At 63.5% G+C, this 16,185-nt stretch carries 19 protein-coding genes and 1 pseudogene; 5 read left to right on the top strand and 15 right to left on the bottom strand.

Going from position 1 to position 16,185, the window contains the following annotated elements; genetic code table 11:
• Positions 1-117: 117 nt before the first annotated feature.
• From CAG22_RS23610 to CAG22_RS23570, 9 genes are all read right to left on the bottom strand, one after another.
• Positions 118-981 carry a metal ABC transporter solute-binding protein, Zn/Mn family gene (locus CAG22_RS23610; protein ID WP_085706290.1) on the bottom strand — a complete coding sequence of 288 codons (864 nt, stop codon included), beginning with the start codon at positions 979-981 and terminating at the stop codon, positions 118-120.
• On the bottom strand, positions 978-1,877 hold the full coding sequence (locus CAG22_RS23605; protein ID WP_085706289.1) for a metal ABC transporter permease: 900 nt from the start codon (positions 1,875-1,877) through the stop codon (positions 978-980). The genes CAG22_RS23610 and CAG22_RS23605 overlap by 4 nt, the downstream gene beginning before the upstream one ends.
• The gene (locus CAG22_RS23600; protein ID WP_015270826.1) at positions 1,877-2,623 is read right to left on the bottom strand and encodes a metal ABC transporter ATP-binding protein; all 747 of its coding nucleotides are present in this window, start codon (positions 2,621-2,623) and stop codon (positions 1,877-1,879) included. Before CAG22_RS23600 ends, CAG22_RS23605 begins: the two co-directional genes overlap by 1 nt.
• Positions 2,620-3,522: a metal ABC transporter substrate-binding protein gene (locus tag CAG22_RS23595; protein WP_025338673.1), complete on the bottom strand. Its 903-nt coding sequence runs from the start codon at positions 3,520-3,522 to the stop codon at positions 2,620-2,622. Before CAG22_RS23595 ends, CAG22_RS23600 begins: the two co-directional genes overlap by 4 nt.
• Positions 3,523-3,538: 16 nt before the next feature.
• Positions 3,539-4,108, bottom strand: coding sequence for a DUF6162 family protein (locus tag CAG22_RS23590; protein ID WP_085706288.1), 570 nt, complete (start codon positions 4,106-4,108; stop codon positions 3,539-3,541).
• Positions 4,105-4,425, bottom strand: coding sequence for a hypothetical protein (locus CAG22_RS23585; protein ID WP_085706287.1), 321 nt, complete (start codon positions 4,423-4,425; stop codon positions 4,105-4,107). The genes CAG22_RS23590 and CAG22_RS23585 overlap by 4 nt, the downstream gene beginning before the upstream one ends.
• Positions 4,422-4,961, bottom strand: a complete 540-nt coding sequence (locus CAG22_RS23580) for a thiamine pyrophosphate-binding protein (protein ID WP_085706286.1) — start codon at positions 4,959-4,961, stop codon at positions 4,422-4,424. Before CAG22_RS23580 ends, CAG22_RS23585 begins: the two co-directional genes overlap by 4 nt.
• Entirely contained in the window at positions 4,958-6,151 is a 1,194-nt protein-coding gene (locus CAG22_RS23575) for a PepSY domain-containing protein (RefSeq protein WP_085590992.1), read from the bottom strand. The genes CAG22_RS23580 and CAG22_RS23575 overlap by 4 nt, the downstream gene beginning before the upstream one ends.
• Before the next feature lie 304 nt (positions 6,152-6,455).
• On the bottom strand, positions 6,456-7,790 hold the full coding sequence (locus tag CAG22_RS23570; RefSeq protein ID WP_085692921.1) for a lysine N(6)-hydroxylase/L-ornithine N(5)-oxygenase family protein: 1,335 nt from the start codon (positions 7,788-7,790) through the stop codon (positions 6,456-6,458).
• 201 nt (positions 7,791-7,991) lie between these two features.
• Between CAG22_RS23570 and CAG22_RS23565 the strand changes: the two genes are divergently transcribed.
• Positions 7,992-8,426 (top strand): hypothetical protein, encoded by a 435-nt coding sequence (locus tag CAG22_RS23565; protein WP_085692920.1) that lies wholly within the window; start codon positions 7,992-7,994, stop codon positions 8,424-8,426.
• 151 nt (positions 8,427-8,577) lie between these two features.
• On the opposite strand, the gene pbpG is transcribed toward CAG22_RS23565, so the two are convergent.
• The 3 genes and pseudogenes from pbpG to CAG22_RS23550 form a co-directional block, all read right to left on the bottom strand.
• Entirely contained in the window at positions 8,578-9,504 is a 927-nt protein-coding gene (pbpG, locus tag CAG22_RS23560; RefSeq protein ID WP_025338679.1) for a D-alanyl-D-alanine endopeptidase, read from the bottom strand.
• A 159-nt stretch (positions 9,505-9,663) separates the two neighbouring features.
• A pseudogene (locus tag CAG22_RS23555) lies at positions 9,664-10,792 on the bottom strand (sensor histidine kinase).
• A gap of 172 nt (positions 10,793-10,964) precedes the next feature.
• Positions 10,965-11,639: a polysaccharide lyase family 7 protein gene (locus tag CAG22_RS23550; protein ID WP_085692918.1), complete on the bottom strand. Its 675-nt coding sequence runs from the start codon at positions 11,637-11,639 to the stop codon at positions 10,965-10,967.
• Between the two features lie 238 nt (positions 11,640-11,877).
• Between CAG22_RS23550 and CAG22_RS23545 the strand changes: the two genes are divergently transcribed.
• On the top strand, positions 11,878-12,201 hold the full coding sequence (locus tag CAG22_RS23545) for a DUF1654 domain-containing protein (protein WP_085706285.1): 324 nt from the start codon (positions 11,878-11,880) through the stop codon (positions 12,199-12,201).
• A gap of 224 nt (positions 12,202-12,425) precedes the next feature.
• Here the strand turns inward: CAG22_RS23545 and CAG22_RS23540 are convergent, their stop codons facing one another.
• Positions 12,426-13,250 (bottom strand): S24 family peptidase, encoded by an 825-nt coding sequence (locus tag CAG22_RS23540; protein ID WP_085706284.1) that lies wholly within the window; start codon positions 13,248-13,250, stop codon positions 12,426-12,428.
• Positions 13,251-13,412: 162 nt separating this feature from the next.
• Here CAG22_RS23540 and CAG22_RS23535 point away from each other — a divergent pair, with 162 nt between their 5' ends.
• Together CAG22_RS23535 and CAG22_RS23530 are read left to right on the top strand one after the other, a co-directional pair.
• The gene (locus CAG22_RS23535) at positions 13,413-13,778 is read left to right on the top strand and encodes a chemotaxis protein (protein WP_075044881.1); all 366 of its coding nucleotides are present in this window, start codon (positions 13,413-13,415) and stop codon (positions 13,776-13,778) included.
• A gap of 65 nt (positions 13,779-13,843) precedes the next feature.
• Positions 13,844-14,329 carry a glycoside hydrolase family protein gene (locus tag CAG22_RS23530; protein ID WP_085706283.1) on the top strand — a complete coding sequence of 162 codons (486 nt, stop codon included), beginning with the start codon at positions 13,844-13,846 and terminating at the stop codon, positions 14,327-14,329.
• Positions 14,330-14,402: 73 nt separating this feature from the next.
• Here CAG22_RS23530 and CAG22_RS23525 read toward each other — a convergent pair whose 3' ends face one another.
• Both CAG22_RS23525 and CAG22_RS23520 read right to left on the bottom strand, forming a co-directional pair.
• Positions 14,403-14,585 (bottom strand): hypothetical protein, encoded by a 183-nt coding sequence (locus tag CAG22_RS23525; RefSeq protein WP_025338686.1) that lies wholly within the window; start codon positions 14,583-14,585, stop codon positions 14,403-14,405.
• Positions 14,586-14,679: 94 nt separating this feature from the next.
• Positions 14,680-15,024, bottom strand: a complete 345-nt coding sequence (locus CAG22_RS23520) for a hypothetical protein (protein ID WP_025338687.1) — start codon at positions 15,022-15,024, stop codon at positions 14,680-14,682.
• A 162-nt stretch (positions 15,025-15,186) separates the two neighbouring features.
• On the opposite strand from CAG22_RS23520, the gene CAG22_RS23515 reads away from it, so the two are divergent.
• Positions 15,187-16,008: a shikimate 5-dehydrogenase gene (locus tag CAG22_RS23515; RefSeq protein WP_085706282.1), complete on the top strand. Its 822-nt coding sequence runs from the start codon at positions 15,187-15,189 to the stop codon at positions 16,006-16,008.
• Positions 16,009-16,185 lie beyond the last annotated feature (177 nt).

Here is a 16,185-nt window from a genome sequence, read left to right as displayed (position 1 = left end):
GAAAGGGCTGCGCAGCAGCCCCAGAAATTTGTGCATCTGTGCTGAAATCCTGGGGCCGCGATGCGGCCCTTTCGCGACGCAAGGCCGCTCCCACATTGACCGTGCCAGCCTGCCTGATCAGCTTTCGCCCAATGCCCCAACCACACGGTCGACGCTGGCTTTCAGCCCCGCAAACGCATCCTCAGGGTCACTTTCCACCACCACCAGCTTCGCCCCGGACGCCTTGATCACCTCGGCCACAGCCGCCTCCGGCTGCCGATGGTCCAGCACCAGCGCCACATCCTGCGCCTTCAGGTTGTCCCCCAGCGCCTTCAGCGCAGCGGCATCCCACTCGGCCGGCAGCGGCTGCTCGACCACGTCCAGGTTCAACCCGCTGGCCAGATAACCCAGCCGTTCCGACAAGCTCACCACCGTCAGGTTGTCGACCTTGGCCAAGCGTGTCTGGCTGCTGGCCGAAAGCTCCAGCAACTGGCGTTTGAGCCCGGCCAGGTTGCCCTGGATCTTCGCCTTGTCGCCCGGCGCCAACCGCTCCAGGTCATTGGCTACCACGTCGGCCATGCGCCCGAAGTTGGTCGGGTTGAGCCAGGGGTAGGCGCCATAGGCCTCGTCACCGCTCACCGCAATACCCGGCAGTGCGCCATCCACCGGCCGTGCGGCGTCGATCTCGACGATCCGGATATTGCTGCGCCGGGCCATCGGGTACAGCGGGTCGTCACGCCAGATCGAGCGCACGCCGATCACTGCGTCGGCCTGCCGCGCGGCCTTGTGCAGGCTGGCGCCACCGCGCCCGCTGAAATAGGAAGGTTGGCGGCTGGCAGGCAGGTTGGCGGGGGCTGCACGCGTGAGCTGCACCGTGGTGCCGTCGAGCAGGGCGCTGGCCAGGCTGTGGGTGACGGGCAGGGTGGTCAGCACTTGCGTGGCGAAAGACAGCGACGGCAGGCCGGCCAGGGCCAGCGCCAGGGTCAGGCGTTTCAGGTTCATGCCGGGTTTCCTTGCAGGCGGGGGACGAGGGCGCGGGCCAGCGCCGCCAGGGCGAAGCAGATGCCGGCGACCAGAATGATCGCGGCGCCGGACGGCACCGGCAGGTCGAAAACGATCGGCAGCAGGATGCCGAGCAACGTGCTCATCGTGGCGATCAGCACCGACAGGAAGAAAAAGCCCTTCAGCGACTGGCTGACCAGGCGTGCGGCGGCAGCGGGAATCACCAGCAGCGCCCCGACCAGGATCGCCCCGATCACCTTCACCGAGGCCACGGTGACCAGGGTCACCAGCACCACGAACAGGTAGTCCAGGGTTTTCACCGCCACCCCGCGCACGGCCGCCAGCTGTGGGTTGAAACTGGCCAGCATGATGCGGTTGTACAGCGGCACGGCCAATGCCAGCACCAGCACCGCGACGATGCCCAGCACCACCAGGTCCTGGCCGCTGACGGTCAGCACCGAGCCGAACAGCACGTTCTCGAGGATGTGCACGTTGATCTTGCCCGCCAGCATCAGCAGCAGGCTGGCGCCCAGCGCCAACGACACCGACAGGAACACGCCGATCAGCGTGTCCGGCGACAGCCCGGTGCGGTTGCGCAGGAAGTTGAGCAAGATACCGAACAGCAGGCAGTAGCCGAACAGGCTGCCGTAGGGGCCGGTGTAGGGCTCGCCCAGCAGGATGCCGATGGCCACGCCGGTCAGCGCGGCATGGCCGACCGCCTCGGAGAAGAAGGCAAAACGCTTGACCACCACCAGGGTGCCCAGGCCGCCCAGCACCGGGCCGATCATCAAACCGGCCAGCAAAGCGTTGACCACGAAGCCGTAGGCCAGCGCCTCGGGCAGGTAGCCGGCAGTGGCCCAGTCCTGGACCGTTTGCCGAAAGATTTCGAAACTCATCAGGCAAGGCTCTCGCTACGCGGGTGAACGGAGAACAGGCCGAGCAGGCGCTCTGGGGTAAGGGCCTGGGCGGGTGGGGCGTCGAACAGTACCTGGCGGCTCAGGCCGGTAACCCGGTCGGCCAGGCGCAGCACAGCTTCCAGGTCGTGTTCGATCCACAGCACGGTGGTGCCGGCCTGGCGCCAGCCCTGCAGCAGTTGTTCGAACACCTGGATGCCGGCTTCATCCAGGGCCGACATCGGCTCGTCCAGCACCAGCAGTTGCGGCTCGGGGATCAGGCCCTGGGCCAGCAGCACGCGTTGGCGTTCGCCACCGGAAAGCGCGCCCATGCGCCGTTTGCGCTTGTCGAGCATGCCGACCCGCGCCAAGGCTGCGTCGATGGCCGGCTGCACACGGCGCGACAGGCCGAGGAAGGCGGGGCGGCGCTGGCACATGGCAGCCATGAAATCGTCCACGGTCATCGGCAGGCCACGGTCGAACTCCAGCGCCTGCGGCACATAGCCGATCACTTCGCGTTCGCCGGGCCAGTGCAGGGTCAGCTGGCCCTGGTGCGGCATCTGCCCGAGCAGGGTCTTGATCAGCGAACTCTTGCCGCCGCCGTTGGGGCCGACGATGGCATGCACGCTGCCGGCGGCGACGTTGAAGCTGACCTGTTCGAGGATGCGGGTGCGGCCCAGGGTCAGGTCGATGCCGGCAAACTCGATGCGCGGCCCGCAGGCAGTCACCAGGTTGGCGGCGGCGGTCATGCGCGGTTCTCCTGGATGGCGCGGACCACGGTGTCGAGGTTGCGCTTCATCTCCACTTCGTACTTGTCCTTGGTGTATTCGCCGTAGGAGATGTGCGTCAGCGGGTACAGGCGCACGCCGGATTCACGCTGGATGGTTTCGACATAGGCCGACGGGAAGTCCATCTCCGAGAAGATCACCCGCACATCCAGCGCCTTGAGCTGGTCGATGGTCTTCTTCAGTTGGGCCGGGCTGGGTTCGATGCCATGGGCTGGCTCGACCACCGCAGTCACTTCCAGGCCGAAGTCACGTACCAGGTAGTCGTAGGCGGCATGGATGGTGGCGACCCGGAAGGTGGCGCTGGGCGCCTCGGTGACCTTGGCCAGTGCGTCGGCACGCAGCGTGCGCAGGCGCTTGGCATAGGCGCGGGCGTTTTGCGTGTACAGCTTGGCGTTGTCCGGGTCGAGCTTGCCCAGTTCGCGGGCGATGTTGTTGACCTGGGCGATGGTGGTGCTGATCGACAGGAAGGTGTGCGGGTTGACCACCTTGCCGGCGCCACGGGCGGCAATGCCGGTGGCCGCCAGCAACGGTACGTTCTGGTTGGCCTCGATGGTGTTGATGCCGGGCTTTTCGCTGGCGGCGATCATGCGGTCGGCGAAATCGTCATGGCCAACGCCGTTGAGCACCACCACGTCCAGGGTGCCGATGCGCTTGATGTCCTCGGCCCGTGGCTCGTAGGCATGGGGGTTGAACCCCGCCGGAATCAGCGGCACCACTTCGGCCTTGTCGCCGACGATGTTGCTCACATAGCTGTAGTAGGGGTGCAGGGTAATGCCGATACGCAGGGGCTTGCCGTTATCGGCCAGGGCCTGTGCCGGCAGGGCAAGGGCCAGGAGCAGGGCGAGGGCGGAGCGGAGCATGGGGGAGTCCTTGGGTTCAGTGACGGTGTTCGCGGGTGACCCCGGCGTCGTAATGGCTGACCACCTGCTGCCAGCCGGCGGCGATCAGGGCGGCCTGGCCAAGGTCGTCCGGGGGCACGGCGGTGCTGTCGCGGCGCAGCCAGACATCGGTCTGGCCGGTGCTGTCGGCCGGCAGGATCAGCAGCAGGCTGCCGGCCACTTCCGGGGCCTGGCTGCGGCCGAGGTAGGCCCCGGTCTCCAGCCACGACCATTGGTGGCTGCCGCGGCTCTGGCTGCCGGCATCGACCACGAACGGCGGCAGGCCTTCCTCGGCCAGGGCCTGCACGCTGGGCGCGGCGGCGTTTTCTTCACGCAGCAGCTGGATTTCGTCGAAGGCCACCCGCAGGTCGGTGTACAGGCCTTGCTCGGCGGCGGTGAGGTCGCGACGGGCGTCGATCTGGTGGCTGGCGATGGCCTGTTCATCCTCGCGTTCGCCGCGCAGCAGCACCACGCTGGTGGCGAGTACCACGATCAGCAGGCTGACCAGCAGCACGTACAGGGTTTCGTGCCCGGCACCGGCCGGGCGAATCACTTGGGCGCGGCTCATGGCTGGGCGATATCGGCGTGGTCGACTTCCACCACGTGCCCGGGGCCGGCATCGAACAGCACGTAGAACTCGCCGTCCGGGCGCTTGAAGGTCAAGGTCGAGTCATCACCGAGCTTGCCGCCGACCAGCACCTGTTCGTCGTAGCCGATCACATCCAGGGTAACTCCGGGGGCGCCGCTGCCGTCCGAGAAGCCGCCGGTGCACTTGACCTGGCCGCCAGGCAGTTCTTCGCACTCGCACATCGGGTTGTGCGCCAGGGCCGGGCCGGTGGCCAGCACCAGCAAGGGCAGGGCGAGGGTGCGTATCAGGTGTTTCATTTCTTGCCTCCTTGTTTCTCGAGCCAGGCCACGGTGGCTGGCGATGCCTTGGCCAGCGAGACCGACGCCTGGTGCATGCTGCCGTCCCAGCCTTCCAGGGTGATCCAGATCTGCGCGTCGGGCTTGGTGCGTGGCGGGATCGGCAACGAGGTGCCCATGTTGTACGGCGCACCGAAGAAAATCGTGCCGGCGGCGCGCAGGCTGCGCGGTTTGCCGATGCGCAGGTAGGCCGCCTTGACGCCGTTGACGCAGGCCTTGCACAGCGATGCATTGAAGACCTTGAAGTGGCCGGCAGGGCCGTCGGCGCGGGGGGCCTCGTCACGCATCTCGGCCAGGTCCAGGGTATAGGGGCCGACCTGGATGTCGTTGATCTCATTGGCGCCGAGCCCCGCTTCGCCGCGGAACAGCTTGGCGTCGGCGAAGTACTTGGGCATGAAGCCCAGCGGGATGAGGATCAGCAGGATGTTCAGGTGAAAACGCCACTTCAGCCACAGTTGCTTCAGCGGGCTGACGGGCACGGCTTGGGCCTGGCTCATGGGCGGATCTCCGCGGTGGGTTCATGGCGCGCCATACGCGGTGCGCGCTCGCTGCGCTTGAGGGCGGCGGCGGTGGCCTGGGCGGTGCGTTTGGTCCAGATCAGCAAACCGCTGAATACCATCAGGGTGAGGACCAGGCCAAAGAAGAACCACACCAGCTTGATCGGCAGGCCGCCGAAATCGCCGGTGTGCAGCGGGCGCATCGACTCGGTGACGAACTCCAGGGCGGAGCGGTCGCTGATCAGGAACTGGCTGTCGACATTACGCGTGTACGGGTTTACCGAGGCACTCTGGAACATCAGCGGGTACCAGCCTGGCCCCGCCAGGGTGATGTGGCTGTAGGCGGTGGCCGGCAGCGAGATGAAGCTGATGTCCAGCCCCGGGACCGCCAGGCCGGCGATGCGTGCCGCTTCATCCAGGTCGATGCGCGCTGCCGGGCTGCCATTCGGGGTTTGCGGCACGTCCTCACGGGCGATGACCGGCACGATGGGCCGGCTGGAAATGGTGATGTGGTTGTCGGCCAGGATCGCCTGGATCAGGAACCAGGTGCCGGTGATGGAAATGACCGCAATGAACCAGATCGACCAGACCCCGGCCAGGCGGTGCAGGTCGCCCCAGAAAATCCGCGAACCATGGCCGGTGCGCACCGGCTTGAAGAAGCCCTTCCAGAACTTCTTGTACACCACCAGGCCGGTGACCAGCGAAGCCAGCATGGGCAGCCCGAGCAGCGACACCAGGTACCAGCCCCAGCTGAAGCCGTTGGTGAACGGCACCAGCCACCAGCCGTGCAGGGCGCGGGTGAAGGCTTCGAAGTTGAAGTCCGGGGTCTTGCCCTGGATGGCCCCGTTGTAGGGGTTTACATACAGCGTCGGGCTGGTGCCGTCAGGCAGGGTGACATTGGCTTTGACCGCAAAGTGCGAACCGTCGGGCTGGATCAACCGCTCCACCACCATGTCCGGCTCGGCCTTGTGCAGGGCGTCCAGTACCTGCTGGAAGCTCAGGCGTTCGGCGTCGGCGTCGGGCTTGTTGGCGCGCACGGCCGGGTCGGCCAGCCAGACGATTTCCTGGCTGACCACCGCGAGCATGCCGGTGAAGCAGACGATCAGGACAAAGAACCAGATCGGCAAGGCGAGCCAGCTGTGGACCAGGAACCACAGCCTGGATTTGGATTTTTTCGGTGATTTGGCCATCTGACGGTCTTCTGCAATGGGGAGTCGAGCGTGTGCCCAGCCAAAGAGGGGCTGTATTGATAAGGACGAATGAGAATCGAAAACCTGCCGTTTTAAATGCAAGCAAATGTTTCAGGCAAAGAAACCTGAAAGCTGGCGCGACCCTGTAGGAGCGGCCTTGTGTCGCGAAAGGGCTGCGCAGCAGCCCCAGGGTTTCAGCGCAGATGCACAAATTGCCGGGGCTGCTTTGCAGCCCTTTCGCGACACAAGGCCGCTCCTACAGGACCTGTGCATGCCTTGAGGGCAGTGCTGGTCTTGCAGGGGATCAGGCGCGGGTCAGGGCCACTGCCGGTTGCGGCTTGCCGTGCAGCTGAGCCAGGTCCTGGTACAGCGCGCGGCCAATTTCCGCCGCGCGCGCCGGCAGCACCGAGAGCAGGGTGTCACTCAGGCCGTGGCTGTTTTCGCAGAAGCCCTGCAGGTACACCGAGGCCTGCAGGTCGGGGCTGGCCAGCACGCGGTAGTTGCGGTCGACGCTGAAATCTTCCAGGTAGCCGGCCAGGGGCGCCAGCAGGTCACGGTGCGAGCGGCGCTCGTAGCCGGTGGCAAGTATCACAGCGTCGTAGCGGTGGGTCTGCTGCTGGCCGGTGGCGAGGTCGCGCAGGGTCAGTTCCAGGCCTTCGCGGGTGGCCACCACGGCTTCGACCTGGCGCCGGCACAGCACGTTGTGGCGGTACTGGTGGGCGACCTTCTGCCGGTAGAGGATGCCGTAGATGCGTTCGATCAGGTTGAGGTCGACCACCGAATAGTTGGTGTTGTGGTATTCGCCCAGCAGCTTGCTGCGCTGGTCGGCCGGTTCGTTGTAGACCAGGTCGGTGTAGTCCGGCGAGAAGATCTCGTTGACGAACGGGCTGTCATCGGCAGGCTTGAGCGCCGAACCGCGCAGGATCATGTCGACCTTGACCGACGGGTAGCTGTCGTTTAGGTCGATAAATGCCTCGGCGGCACTCTGGCCCGAACCGATCACGGCAATGCGCATCGGCTTGCCGGCGGTGCACGGCAGCTTGTTCAGGCTGCTCAGGTACTGGGAGTGATGGAATACCCGCGGGTCGTCCTTGAAGGCGCCGAACTTTTCCGGGATTTTCGGCGTGCCGCCGCTGCCGACCACCACCGAACGGGTGCGGCGGCTGTATTCGCGGCCTTGGGCGTCGCGCGAGACCAGGCGCAGGTGCTCGACCCGGCCCGCCTGCACGTCCGGCTCGATGCGCAGCACTTCCTCGCCATATACCGCCTGGGTGGCGAAGTGCTCGGCGGCCCAGCGCAGGTAGTCGTTGTACTCGAGGCGGCAGGGGTAGAAGGTGCCGAGGTTGATGAAGTCGGCCAGGCGCTGCTTCTGGTGCAGGTAGTTGACGAAGCTGTAGGGGCTGGTGGGGTTGCGCAGCGACACTAGGTCCTTGAGGAACGAGATCTGCAGCTCGCTCTGGGTGGCCAGGGTTTCGCCGTGCCAGCGATAGTCCTGCTGTTTGTCGATGAACAGCGCGTCGAGGGCATGGCCCTGGGACTCGGCGAGTTCTTCCAGGGCGATGGCCAGGGCCAGGTTGGAAGGGCCGAAGCCCACGCCGATCAGGTCCTTGATGGTTTCCGGTTTTGCAGACTGGCTCATGGCTGCGGTTCCATAATGGTCGAATGTTGACGCTCGCCGGGAGAGGCCGGCGCCTGCGTTTGTACATTGGGTGGAACGAGCCAAACGACGGGGAATTTACTGGCGGGCGACCGGCCACTTGCAACGGGGGCTAAAGACCTGCGCCTGTCGGCCGATAGGCAGAACAACCCAAGGACCCATTTGCAACGCAGGGAGTAAGACATGACAGGTATTGCAGCAGTCAGCATCAGCACCACGGCCCAGGCGCTGAGCACCACCCAGGTCGCCGACAGCCAGGATGCGCAAAAGACTGAAGAGAGTGGGGCCGGCACTCAGGCCGACACGTCGAAATTGAAAGGTGGCGGCCAGGCTCAAGGCGCCCAGGGCAGCAGTGAGAGTTCGGAGCCTGCGCACATCAGGCAATTGCGCGAGATGATCAAGAAGCTGCAGAAGCAATTGGCCGAGGAGCAGAAGCAACTGGCCCAGCTGATGGCGCAGAAGATGGACGAAACCACCAAGCTGGCAGTTGTGTCCGCCAAGCAGGCGAGCATCGCCACCATCAATGGTGAAATCCTGCAGGCCACCGCGCAGTTGCTCGAAGCACTACAGAAAACGGGTGGCAGCAGCGCGGGCGGGATGGTCAGCACCACGGCCTGACGAACTTGGGGCTGCTGTGCAGCCCATCGCCGGCAAGCCGGCTCCCACATGGACCGCGCAGGGCAGTTGCTTTCGCAGGCCTGGTGCTGTCACTGTGGGAGCTGGCTTGCCGGCGATAGGGCCGGTGCAGGCCCCATCATTCCGGCGGCGGTCATTCGGCCGCCAGGCGCCCCTTGTTCTGCCGCTCCGCCTTGTACTGCATGGCCACCGCCGGCGCCGGCTTGGCAGCACCGGTTTCCAGCCACTGACGCATGCGGCTGGCATCGGCGAAGTGGGTGTACTTGCCAAAGGCGTCGAGGATCACCATGGCCACCGGGCGGTTGTCCATGCGGGTCAGCAGCACCAGGCAGTGCCCGGCTTCATTGGTGAAGCCGGTCTTGGTCAGCTTGATGTCCCAGTTGCTCTTGTTCACCAGGTGGTCGGTGTTGCGAAAGCCCAGGGTGTAGTTGGGCTTGCGGAAGGCCACGGTCTTCTCGCGGGTGGTCGACAGCTCGCTCAGCATCGGGTACTTGCGCGACGCCATCAGCAGCTTGGCCAGGTCACGGGCCGTGGACACGTTCTGCGTCGACAGGCCGGTCGGCTCGACGTAGCGGGTGTGCGCCATGCCCAGGCTGCGGGCCTTGGCGTTCATCGCCTTGATGAACGCCGGGTAGCCGCCGGGGTAATGGTTGGCCAGGGTGTTGGCCGCACGGTTTTCCGATGACATCAGGGTAATCAGCAAGGTTTCGCGGCGGTCGAGCTGGCTGCCCAGCCGCACACGCGAATACACGCCTTTCATTTCCGGGTTGTTGGCAATGGTCATGGTGAGCATCTCATCCATGGGCTGCTTGGCATCCAGCACTACCATCGCCGTCATCAGTTTGGTCACCGACGCAATCGGTACCACGCGGTCGGGGTGGCTCGAATACAGCTCCTGGTTGGTGTTCAGGTCTATCAGCAGGGCGCTGCCCGAGGCGAGATGCAGCTTGGATGGGTCACGTTGAACCTGGGCCGGGGGTTGTGCAGCAGCGGTCGACGGAAGGGTCGCAGTACCTGTGAGCAACAGCAGCAGGCTGAGGATGGACAGGGATGTTTTCACGTTGAGGCTCACTAAAAGTTGGTATGTCGTTGGCTGTGCAAGGGTTTTCCCCCAAAAACCGCTGCATTCTGGAGTATGGCTGATTTGCTGTCGAATGCCTTATGACTAAAGGGCGCAACGTGAACGAAATTTAATCCGGTACCTGTCCTGTACCCATCATCACTCTGCCGAAGACAGCAGAACAACCTCGAAGGTCGTCCCTTCCTCTTCGGTCGACTCCACCTCAATTCTGCCACCGTGGTTCGCAACGATCCGATGCGATGAACAGGCCAAGGCCGAGCCCCGCTGCGGAGCCCCGCTCTCCGGATGAGTAGCTCGAGTATCGCCCTTCCGGCTTGAAGATGTAGGGCATCACCTCGGGTGCAATAGGCTCTCCGGAATTCTGGACGCTGACCCGTGGAACACCATCCACCCTGGCCACCGTGACCTTGATCGGGGCCGTCGCATCGCCATGGCGCAGGGCATTGCCTATCAGGTTGGAGAAAACCTGAGAGATGCGGTCAGGGTCGAATTGCCCGGTGATGTGCGCCTGCTCATCCAGGATGATCCGCGCGTGCGGGAATGCCGTGCGCAGTTCGTCAATGACAGCCTGGCAGATAGAGTTCAGATCCATTTTCCGCAAATCCACTGGAATGCCAGTCCCCAGGTTGCAGCGGGCCAGATCCAGCAAATCGTTGATCATGACATTTGCCCGATGTGCACTGGTACAAACCTGGGTCGCAAGTACCTTTCCCTTTTCATCCAGTCCGGCCTGCCGCTGGATCAGCCCGCCAGCCATGAGTATCGCGCCCAAGGGCGAACGCAAATCATGACCGAGCACGGCGAGCACCATTTTCCGGGTCGCCTCGACTGCCGTTCCGTAGGCCGCGATCGACTCTACGAGCGCTTGGTCAATCGCTTCATTGAACCGGATCATGTCCTGAACATGATGCGCGTCTGCGAACGACTCCTGGGTAAGCCAGAGGGACAGAACGCTTGCGCGCAATGCCCGGTATTCGGACACCATCTGGTCCATCGAGAACCCAGCTATCAAGCGAGCAACCGCGTGGGTCTGCGGTGCGGTTTCGCTGGAACTACTGGGGCCTCTCCCTTGTGCTTTCTCGGACTGTTGTTGCCTGCTCTGGGGCGTTCTCATGTCTGCGGCCACGGTGCGGAGCATCTTCTCGGCATGATTGCGCAAGCCGATGGAGTCCTGCTTCGGCAGCTCTGTTTCAACCGAGCGGGCGTAATTTTCCCAAGCCTGGAGAATGGGTTCCATACTGCTATCAATGAAATCGAACAGTCTCATGGGGGCCTAACCCTGATCTGGAAAAAAGACATCCGAATAGCTTAGTTCATCCGGGAAGCAGGAAGTTTGAGCGGCAGCCATGAGCGGCCCACCAGGAGTTCAGCCAAAGGCGATCCCGATGCAACCTGCGTCGGGGGCAGGGGCATCGGGAAGTCTTGCCGGCGGCCTGGGTTCAGGCATGGATCAGCGAGAGGTCGCTGATGATGCAGATCGAGCCGTCATCGGCTGGCGTGGTATCGGTGTAGTCCACCTGGTTGTAGACCCCGCCGTGGAACTCGAATAGCTGTGTAGCCCAGGTGCTGTCGAACTGTAGATCGCCGGACGTACCGCTCACGCCATTGCACTTGGCCGTAACGTTGACCACGCCTGCTGCGGTGGCATGGATGCTCACCTCGAACTTTGCCCCCAGCGGTACCCCCTTGAGCACCGTCGAGTTGATCGGGTCAGTCTGGTTGTAGGTCCGCCGAAAACCCAGGGTGATGTCGCCCTTTTTCCAGAACACCTTCACGGGCGGGCTGTCGTCCCCGTAGACGTGCATCTGCGCGATGACCACCTTCTGCGCCCAGTTGACCTTGGTCAGCGTCATTTCCTGGCGATTCCAGTGATTCGGGGCACCGCCCAAGGTCCAGTATTTCGGCTCCGACCACTCGCAGCGGGTCCTGCGGGTGCTTTTGCTCGAAGCGCCTTTGGTGGGGGCAGACAACTGGACCGAACCATCGCTGAGCACTGTCACGTAGTTCGGGTACAGGGCAATCGCTTCGCTGCCGGTGAGTTCGACCGCTACGGTGCTGATCGACGATTCAGCTACCGGAACGGCGAGGATAAGGTTGCGGATATCTACGCTCATGGGGAGAACTCCTGAATGAAAATGACGGTGGGTGCCGCAGCAGCACGGTGGCGGCTGCTGGAATGAAATTTAGCCTTGCGCTAAATCATCGTCAATAGCTCATGGCTAAAATTATTTCGCCGGGCGACAAATTACCTGTTGGCGAAAATTTTCCACATCGGGGGCTTTACGCTTGATTTGGCGGTGAGATAAGCTTTCCTTGAATACTGTACGAATATACAGCTGTCAGGATAAGAATATGTCTAAGCCTTTGAAGTCGACGCCCCTTCAGCGCCAGGAAATGACCGGAATAGAGCGGCTGAGCTTGCGGGTATCAGCGATGATCAACCACCCGCTCGCGCAGACGCAGCGCTGGGTGACGGTGCATCGCCTGGATACCGACGGTGATGCCGAGTGGGAGGAGGTGATGGGCCTGCTGGCCGAGACGCCCGAGTTGGAACTGACCTTCAACGACGACGAGAGCGTGACGGTGCGCTGGGAGCGCGGCAGCGTGGAGGAGCGCGACGACTTTATCGTCGAGCAGGACAGCGAGCAGCAGATCGAGGAGGCGGCACCTTTCTGAAGGTCAGAAAGAGCCTGCGGGGTAACGTAATACTGTTCACTCGAGTTTGATGTGACATCGATGGGGCTGCCTTGCAGCCCTTCGCGGGCAAGCCCGCTCCCACAGGAATGTGCATTCCTTGAGGCTTGCATCGTACTTGTGGGAGCGTGCGTGCCCGCGAAGGGCCGCAAGGCGGCCCCAATTGCGCAAATGAACAGCATTACGCCGGGGTGGTGGGCTTCGCTTTATACAAGGTGCGCATTCCACACCAGCAGCACCCTGGCCTGGATGTAGGTCTCTTCCCGGCGAATCATGCGGTCCTTGTGCCGCGAGTTGTCGGAAATCATCTCGAAATGGTCTTCGTCGGCAATCTGCAGCCGCTTGATGTAGATGTGGTCGCCCCAGGAGAAGAAGTAGATTCCATCGCCGACGAACTCGCGGATGCTGACGTCCACGATCAGCGGGTCGCGGTGCTTGATGGTCGGTTCCATCGACTGCCCCCAGCCGGTCACCATCTTCAGGTGGTGGTGCTCGCTGAACTCCACGCCCAGCTCGCGCAGATGGCTTGGGCTGACGCGAACATCCTTGAACATCTCGGGGTAGTCGTGGGGGATCTGCCCGCCGCCCATGGCCGCACGGACGTCGTAGTGGGCAATCCACACTTCGTCGCCCACCAGGCCTGGCCGAACAAGTTCAGCCGCCACCAGCGTCGAGTCTGCCGGCTCTTCGGCGGCGGCCAGCAGCCTTTGCCGGGTTTCTTCGGGGATGCCCCTGCCGCTTCTGGCAAGCATGTGCTTGACCAGGTCGGCCGCGGAAAGCTTGCTGTCGCCAGCCTCGACCGGCGACTGCGGCTGGTCGCCCGCTGCCATCGCGTCGAACCACCCCCGCGGCAAGCCTTCGATGCCCTCGATCCTGCGGGCAACGTCATCGCCCAGGTTCTTCGCTGTCTTGTCCGAAAGGATCTGGCTCAGGTGCGCAGGCGCCATCCCCCAGCGCTCTGCGCAGGATCCCTTCCTCTGGCTGCCGATCAGCTTGACCAGGTTGTGCTTGCGAATTTCGTAGATGTCCATGGGGCGAAGCATGCCAGTGTTTAGCTTGCTGCTAAATATGCTCAAGGCTAAATTTCCCTTGTCATTATATTAGCTGTAGGCTAAATTAAATGTGCAAGCAAGGAAAGCCACCGAGAAGCTGTTCTCCAGGCTTACGACATCACCATCCGTTATGAGGTTTTCATGGACCCGACTGACCTCGGCCCAGGCACCATCACCTGGCTGGGCGGAACAGGCACCGTGTTGCTGGGTGCATTCCTCTGGCTGCGCAAGTGGCTGTCCAGGGATGCGGCTGACCGTGCCATGGACAACGCTGATATTGGCGTGGTCCGGCGCCTGAACGAGTTGCTCGATATCGAGCGTGACGCCCGAAGGGAAGCGCAGGCCAGGGCCGATCAGTTTGCCAAGGAACGCAATGAACTGGTGATCACCGTAGGGCGCCTGGAAGGCAAGATCGAAGCGCTGACCAGTCGGGGCGGCCATCCTCCCCGGCAGGTCACCGTCCAGGGCGAGGGGATCGCCCGCCTGCGCGGGAAGCAGGGTGAGTGAGGCGGCCCGCAAGACAAATTCTGTTCATGCCCATGCGTATGGGCCCTTTTCTGTATGGAGACAACATGGCTCGATTGGATTCTGCCGCTGCCGGCGGCGCGAACGTGCTCGCATTCCTGGACATGCTGGCCTGGTCCGAGGGTACCTCGACCATCGCTGCCAGTGACGATGGCTACAACGTCCTGGTCGGCGGCCAACTGTTCAATGACTACAGCGGGCATCCGAGGCAGAAGGTGTGGTTGCCCAGCTACGGCATCCACAGCTCTGCGGCAGGGCGGTACCAGATTCTGGCCGGTACCTGGGATGCCATCGTGAGCACTTATGGCTTCAATGGCCGCTTTACCCCTGAGGCCCAGGACCTGGCGGCAATCAAGTTGCTGAGCGAGTGCGGCGCACTGGCACTGATCAAGGCCGGCCGCATTGCCCAGGCGATCGCCAAGGCCGCGCCGATCTGGGCCAGCCTGCCTGGCGCGGGCTATGGTCAGCGCGAGCACCAGTTGGCCGCGTTGTTGGCAATGTTCATAGCCTGCAGCGGGGAGGTTCATGCGTAACGCCCAGGCAAAAAAAGACCCGCCAGGTAGGCGGGCCAGAAGGGCGTAGGGAGCAACGCACAACAAATACGGGTCAGGCGACCAGGGTGCCTGGTTGCAACTGTTCGACCAGGGCCTGGGCCGAGGCGAGGGTCGGCATCGGGCCGCTTACGGCTTCGCCGTTGCGTACCAGGTACCAGCATGCCAGCAGGCCCTGCTGACGCAGCGAAGCGGGGACGGCACTGCCGACGACGGACATGATCTGGATAGTGGCCATGTGGACCTCCTGTAAAACATGGCCCTACCTTACGCAGCAGCCGGGGCGGTTTGAAATTAACTTCCTCGATAGTGGTCATTGGTTCTATCAACATTTACCACCGCGGCGGGCCGTAATACACCGGTGGCGGGCCGTAGTAGGTGCGGTAGCCCGGGGGCGGTGGTGCTGGCACGTAGTACGGCTGGTAGTACACCGGCGGTGGCGGTGGTTGCACGTACACCGGTGGCGGCCCGTAGTAGACCGGTTGGCGCTCGACGTACACGGTACGGTCACGCCCGCCATAAACCGTCGCCCCGACCACGGCGCCAACCACGGCCGCACCCAGCAGCGGGCCGGGGCCATACCAACCGCCATGGCCATGGCCGCCATGGGCGACAGCGGGCGCGCTGATGGCCAGAGCGCCGACCAGCAGGGCGATTCCGGGAATGTGACGGTTCATGAAGAAACCCTCGCAAGGACACCCCAGGTGTGGGGTCCTATTACTATGACTCCACTTTTCGTCAGCTGAGCACGGGGGAACGGTAAAGGTTGTGTAAGCGACGACCAGCGGTTACGTCTGTTACGCTGAACAAACGTTTCAGTTATGACAAAGGAGCAGGTTATGTCGACAACTCCCAGCAGAGACACCGTGCTGTGCATCTCCCTGGCGGGCCGCCCCGGCACCTTCGGGGTACGGTTCCACAACCACCTGTACCAGCAGCTGGGCCTGGACTTCTACTACAAGGCCATGCGCACCGATGACCTGCCGGCGGCGGTGGCGGGCATCCGTGCCTTGGGTATCCGCGGTTGCGGGGTATCGATGCCGTACAAGGAGGCCTGCATGGCCTTGGTCGACGAGATCGACCCATCGGCGGCGGCCATCGAGTCGGTCAATACCCTGGTCAATAGCAATGGTCACCTGAAGGCTTACAACACCGATTACCTGGCCGTGCGCCAGTTGCTGGAGCAACACCAGGTCGACCCGACCACGGCGTTTGCCCTGCGCGGCAGTGGCGGCATGGCCAAGGCGGTAGCCAGTGCCTTGCGCGATGCCGGGTTCGCCGAAGGCATCATCGTTGCGCGCAACGAGCAGGCCGGGCGGCAGCTGGCGGATGTGTGCGGTTATCGCTGGGTGGCGGAGCTGGGCGACCTGTGCCCACCCATGCTGGTGAACGTGACGCCGATCGGCATGGCGGGCGGGCCCGAGGCCGAGGAGCTGGCGTTTTCCGAGAACGCCATCGCCGCGGCGGCGCGGGTGTTCGATGTGGTGGCGATGCCGGAGAGCACACCGTTGATCCGACGGGCGCGGGCGTTGGATAAGCCGGTGATCACCGGGCTGGAGGTGATTGCGCTGCAGGCGCTGGAGCAGTTCGTGCTGTACACCGGGGTGCGACCCACCCTGGCGCAGGTGGAGGCGGCGGTGGCGTACGCCCGGGATATCTGATTACTCCGGTGCCGGCCCTTTCGCGGGTAAACCCGCTCCCACAGGGATAGCGCACGCATGTAGCAGCGGCGCTACCCCTGGACTGCCCCCAAGAAGTTGGACACCAATCCAACCCGTGGGGGATCTATGGGTAAATACACAGAGCAGTTCAAGCTCACGGCTATCACCGCTTACCTA

This window comes from Pseudomonas sp. B8(2017), assembly GCF_002113575.1.
Lineage (GTDB): Bacteria > Pseudomonadota > Gammaproteobacteria > Pseudomonadales > Pseudomonadaceae > Aquipseudomonas > Aquipseudomonas putida_Z.
The sequence above is the reverse complement of the archived record's forward strand: the minus strand, read 5'-3'. Positions and strand labels throughout refer to the sequence as shown.